The sequence below is a fragment of the Dokdonella sp. genome (assembly GCF_036518555.1).
Lineage (GTDB): Bacteria > Pseudomonadota > Gammaproteobacteria > Xanthomonadales > Rhodanobacteraceae > Dokdonella_A.
Genome location: NZ_DATDMY010000115.1, coordinates 1 through 5098, shown reverse-complemented (window position 1 = coordinate 5098; position 5098 = coordinate 1). Strand labels below are relative to the sequence as shown.

Below are 5098 nucleotides of genomic sequence, written 5' to 3'. Positions count from 1 at the left end.
AGCCTGCGCGCCGACCTGCCGCGCGACCTCGCGCGCGTGCTCGAGCGCTGTCTCGAGAAGGATCCGGAAAGGAGGATCCAGACCGCGAAGGACGTGCGGAACGAGCTCGAGCTGCTACGCCGCGCGGCCGACCCGCAAGCGGCGCCCGCAAGACCGCGCAGGCCGGAGCCCGTGAAGCCCGCCCAGGACGCGCCGTCGGTCGCGGTGCTGCCGTTCACGAGCCTCAGCAGCGATGCAGGCGACAGCTACTTCGCCGAGGGCCTCGCCGAAGAGATGCGCAGTGCGCTCGCGGGCGTCGACGGGCTCAAGGTGGCCGCCTCGGTGTCGCCCGCGGTGCGCGAAGGCGCGAGCGACGCGCGCGCGCTCGGCCGCAGGCTCGGCGTCGCCTCCATCCTCGAAGCGAGCGTGCGCCGCCAGGGCGCGCGCATCCGCATCAGCGCGCGCCTGTCGGACACGACGAGCGGCTTCACGCTGTGGAGCCGCACCTACGACCGCGAACTCGCCGACGTGTTCGAGACGCAGAGCCGCATCGCCGAGGACGTCGTGCAGTCGCTCGTCGGCGTGATCCCCGGCGAACGCGAGGCACTGGCCAAACGCCTGACGCCGACGCACGACGTCGCCGCGTTCGACGACTACCTGCGCGGCCTGCACGTGCTGCGCGAGGCGAACGCGAGCGGCGTGGAGGACCGCGCGATCGGCCTGTTCGGATCGGCGCTGCGCAGGGACAGCGGTTTCGCACGCGCGCAGGCCGGGATCTGCCAGGCGGAGATCCGCAAGTTCGAGAACGCGCACAGCGTCGACGCCTACGACAACGCACGCATCGCGTGCCAGCGCGCATTGACGATGGATGCATCGCTGGCCGAAGTCGCCCTCGCGCTCGGCGACCTCTATCGCGTGCAGGGTGAAGCGGACAAGGCGCTCGCGGCGTACCGCGCCGTCGCCGCGCCCGCGTTGCGCGCGCAGGCCGAGATCGGCCAGGCGAAGGTGTACGCGAGCCAGCGCCGGCACGAGCTCGCCACGGAGCACTTCCGCGCCGCGCTCGCCGCGAGCCCCGAGGACGCGTTCGTGCGGTCCGAGATCGGCTACCAGCACTACCTCGACGGCGACATCCGCGACGCGATCGCCTCGTTCCGCGAGGCGGTCGCGCTGAAGCCCGACGATGCGGGCCTTTGGGGCACGTTCGGCGCGCTGTGCATGGAAGCCGGCGACAACGCCGAAGCCGCGCGCGCGCTGCAGCGATCGGTCGACCTCGAGCCCGGCTATGCCGCGCTGAGCAACCTCGGCCTGCTCAGGTACCAGGCCGGCGACTACGCCGCGGCCGCGACGCTGCAACGCCAAGCCGCCGAACTCAATCCGCTCGACTTCATGGTCTGGGCCAATCTCGGGATGGCGCTCAAGGCGGAACCGGCGACGGCCGATCAGGCACGCGCCGCATACCGCGAGGCCGCGACGCGCGCACAGCGCTACCTCGAGGCGCAACCGCGCGATGCACGCGCGACGGCGGCGCTCGGCTTGTACCAGGCGGAACTCGGCGACGCTGCCAGGGCCCGCGAACTCGTGCGCAATGCCGAAGCGCTCGGCACCGAACCCGGCGAGGTCGCCCTGCTCAATGCCGAAACCCTTGCCGTACTCGGTGACCTCGAGCCTGCGCGCGCGCGCCTCGCCACCGCGCGCGCGAACGGCATCGCCGAACCCCTCATCGCGAGCAACGCCGTGTTCAAGCGCCTCGGCCTGCTCGTTCCCGCACGGACGTCCGAGCGACATCCGTGATTCCACCCCGCACCGTCGGGCAGCCACAGGAGGACGACATGGCAACAGCAAAGCGTGTGCGATCGACGCGTACCGCAGCAACGACGTCGACGCGAACCAGGAAGGTCGCGAGCGGTGCGAGAACCGCCCGATCCGCTCCGACGACGGCCAAGCAGGTCACGCGCGCCGTTCAGATCGACATCGAATCGATCAAGTCGATGCGCGTGCTGCTCGGTGGCCAGGGCGTGATCGTGCCCAATCCGCCGCGGCCGAAAATGTTCACGATCATCGTCGAAGGTATCGGCGTGGTCAGGCCGGTAGACCGGTAGGCACCATCCGCGACGCGAGATCGTCGAACGACGCGTGTGTCGGCTTCGCAGGAAGGTGAAGGTAGTCAGGTGAACCGTGACTGCCTTCATCCCCGATGTTCGTCGCCAACCGGTGTTCCCGTCTCCGGAATCCGAACGCGAACTCTCGGCTACTTGCCGAGACCAATAGCCCGTGCCGCGCCGTCCCGGCGCACCGTGAGCTCCAGCCCCACGTCGCCCGCTGCCACACTGGCAGGCTGGCCCGGGCGAACGACGATGGTCGGCTCCATTGAACCGTACGCCGAGTCGAGACGAGCGACGACCCGGATCTCGTCCGGAGCCACGTCCGTGACGGTGAGGGTGAGCGTGTAACCGTCCGCGCCCGTGACCTCGATGCTCGCAGGCTCGCCTGCTCGGACGACGGCAGAGGGCGCCGCAAACGGTTGGCCGGCATGGGACAGGGTTGCCGATACCTGAAACGAACCTGGCGTGGCCGCGAACGCAGCGACGGCGAATGCCGCGGACGCCAGGACTGCCATCACAGTTGACCATGTGCGCATGAGTGTTTCCCGGGTAGAAGAAGCCTGAGTCGAGCCGAGCCCACGAAGCGATGCGACGCCGACGTGGCGGATGAACCGGTAGCGACCGCTCGTTGCGCCAGCTCACGGACACGCTTCGGCCTTGTCCTCGTTCCGTCGGAGCCTACCGCCCTGCCAGGGCGATCGAGCGGGCCGTTGCGCTCCGTGGAATACGCATACGTCGAGCTCTTCCGACGGCCAACGCCTGGTGTCAGAACGGGCCGCACCGTAGGGTCACGTCGACCTCGATGAATGGCCGGCATTCCGCTCGACAAACGGCGATCGGACCCATCGTCGAACCAGGGCCGCGGCAGCGGGCATCGCGGAGAAGAATACCAGTGCCGAGATCGTATGTTCCTTGATGCGACCCAGGATGACATTGTGCAAGAGTCCCGCGGCGCAAAGGGTCGCGATCGCGACCGCGGAACTGGCAAGGGCGCGGCCAGCGAGCAATATCCGTGACGTATCGTCTGGAACTGCGCTTGCGGGGATTCGGGCGATGGGGTTGAGCCGAAGGCCGGTAATGGCGCCTGCCCAGGCGAATGCGATCGTGAGGACCGCATACGAAACCGTGATCGGAACAATGCCGCTGAACAACGGCGCGACGGCCATCGGGGCAGCTACCAGACACGCGTACCGCTTCGCGCGTCTGGGCAGTGTCATTCCGCACAGCAGACCAGCGACGAAGGCAGGCCATGTGCTGATCAAATTTCGAAGCAAGACAACCCCATGGCCGATTCGACGAAAGATCGCGAGCTCGCCCGGCAGCACGTGGGCCAGGAATGCGAGTTGGAAGTCGGCAGCCGACACCATCAGCAACGCGCCGAGGGTCAGAACAATGAGAAGTTCCTCAAATCCTCGAATGGGGTTGGGTCTCATGGATAGCCTTCCGGCGACTGACGCCCGATGCGGTCGCTGCGGTACACGTATACTAGCGCGAGCGTGACTTCACGCGATCTCGGCACGACGTGAGCCGCAAGCCTGGGCTGCTCGTTGTCCGTCCCGGTCGCCTTGCCCCGCCCCATCGTCCTCGGAACGGCGTGCGTCAACCGCCGACCGCGCAACGACGCGCGCGACCTGCGAGAATCGCGTATGCCTTCCTTCTCCTCGATTCCCCTCCCCCCCGCCCTGCACCGCTCGCTCGAGACGCTCGGCTATGCCGACATGACGCCCGTGCAGGCGGCGACGCTGCCCGCGCTCATCGGCGGGCGCGACGTCGTCGCGCAGGCGCCGACCGGCAGCGGCAAGACCGTCGCGTTCGGGCTCGGCCTGCTGCATCGGCTCGACCCCGCATTCGTCAAGCCGCAGGCGCTCGTGCTGTGCCCGACGCGCGAACTCGCCGACCAGGTCGCGCGCGAGATCCGCAAGCTCGCGGCGACGATCCCCAACCTCAAGGTGCAGCTGCTGACCGGCGGCATCCCGGTCGGGCCGCAGCTCGCGTCGCTGCGCAAGGATTCGCACGTGATCGTCGGCACGCCCGGGCGCGTGCAGGAGATGATCGAGCGGCAGGCGTTGCCGCTCGCGAAGATCCGCACGCTCGTGCTCGACGAGGCGGACCGCATGCTCGACATGGGTTTCGAGCCCGCGATCCGCGAGATCGTCAAGCACCTGCCGCCCAAACGCCAGGGCCTGCTGTTCTCGGCGACGTTCCCCGAGGACATCCGCCGCATCGGCCATGAGTTCCTGCGCGACCCTTTCGAGGTGACGATCGAGGGCGCCGGCGAGCAGCCGGAGATCGACGAACGCTGGTTCGAAGCGGAGCTCGCGCGCAAACCGGCCGCGCTCGCGGCGGTGCTCGCGCAGTTCCGGCCGGAATCGAGCGTCGTGTTCTGCAACACGCGCCGCGACGTCGACGACGTGGTCGAGGCGCTCGGCCGCGCGGGCATCGACGCGCTCGCGCTGCACGGCGACATCGAACAGCGCGACCGCGACGAGGTGCTCGTGCGCTTCGCCAACCGCAGCTGCAGCGTGCTCGTCGCGAGCGACGTCGCCGCGCGCGGCCTCGACATCAAGGACCTCGCCGCGGTCATCAACTACGAACTGCCGCACGACGGCGACACCTACCGGCACCGCATCGGCCGCACCGCGCGCGCGGGTGCGAAGGGCCTCGCGCTCAACCTCGTCGCGCCGCGCGAAATGCAGCGCGCGAAGGCGCTCGAAGCATCGCGCGACGCGCCGCTGCACTGGAGCGCGATCCGCGCAGTCGCCAAAGTGGACGACCTGCACGCGGCGATGGCGACGTTGCGCCTGGACGCGGGCCGCACCGACAAGATGCGCCCCGGCGACATCCTCGGCGCGCTGACCGGCGACGCCGGCCTCGCGGGCGATGCGGTCGGCAAGATCGACGTGTTCCCGACGCGCTCGTACGTCGCGATCCGCCGCGCCGACGCGGGCAAGGCGCTCGAGCGCCTGCGTGCGCGCGGCGTGAAGGGACGCAAGGTGCGCGTGGTTCGCCTGTGAGCG

The 5098-nt window shown here is 69.3% G+C and carries 5 protein-coding genes; 3 read left to right on the top strand and 2 right to left on the bottom strand.

What is annotated here, in order from left to right; genetic code table 11:
• The coding region (locus VI238_RS07025; protein ID WP_331649874.1) for a tetratricopeptide repeat protein at positions 1 to 1770 on the top strand (1770 nt) is incomplete at its 5' end.
• A complete protein-coding gene (locus tag VI238_RS07020) occupies positions 1767 to 2078 on the top strand; it encodes a hypothetical protein (protein WP_331649872.1) in 312 nt (103 codons plus the stop codon). The genes VI238_RS07025 and VI238_RS07020, both read left to right, overlap by 4 nt.
• 149 nt (positions 2079 to 2227) lie before the next feature.
• On the opposite strand, the gene VI238_RS07015 is transcribed toward VI238_RS07020, so the two are convergent.
• Together VI238_RS07015 and VI238_RS07010 are read right to left on the bottom strand one after the other, a co-directional pair.
• A complete protein-coding gene (locus tag VI238_RS07015) occupies positions 2228 to 2617 on the bottom strand; it encodes a hypothetical protein (RefSeq protein ID WP_331649870.1) in 390 nt (129 codons plus the stop codon).
• A 252-nt stretch (positions 2618 to 2869) separates the two neighbouring features.
• Positions 2870 to 3514, bottom strand: coding sequence for a hypothetical protein (locus VI238_RS07010; RefSeq protein WP_331649868.1), 645 nt, complete (start codon positions 3512 to 3514; stop codon positions 2870 to 2872).
• 213 nt (positions 3515 to 3727) lie between these two features.
• Here VI238_RS07010 and dbpA point away from each other — a divergent pair, with 213 nt between their 5' ends.
• The gene (gene dbpA / locus VI238_RS07005; RefSeq protein ID WP_331649866.1) at positions 3728 to 5095 is read left to right on the top strand and encodes an ATP-dependent RNA helicase DbpA; all 1368 of its coding nucleotides are present in this window, start codon (positions 3728 to 3730) and stop codon (positions 5093 to 5095) included.
• Positions 5096 to 5098: the final 3 nt, after the last annotated feature.

Excerpts from the sequence above, each read along its gene's own strand:
- VI238_RS07015 (WP_331649870.1), bottom strand. The coding sequence starts at position 2,617 with ATGCGCACATGGTCAACTGTGATGGCAGTCCTGGCGTCCGCGGCATTC.
- VI238_RS07010 (WP_331649868.1), bottom strand. The coding sequence starts at position 3,514 with ATGAGACCCAACCCCATTCGAGGATTTGAGGAACTTCTCATTGTTCTG.
- dbpA (WP_331649866.1), top strand. The coding sequence starts at position 3,728 with ATGCCTTCCTTCTCCTCGATTCCCCTCCCCCCCGCCCTGCACCGCTCG.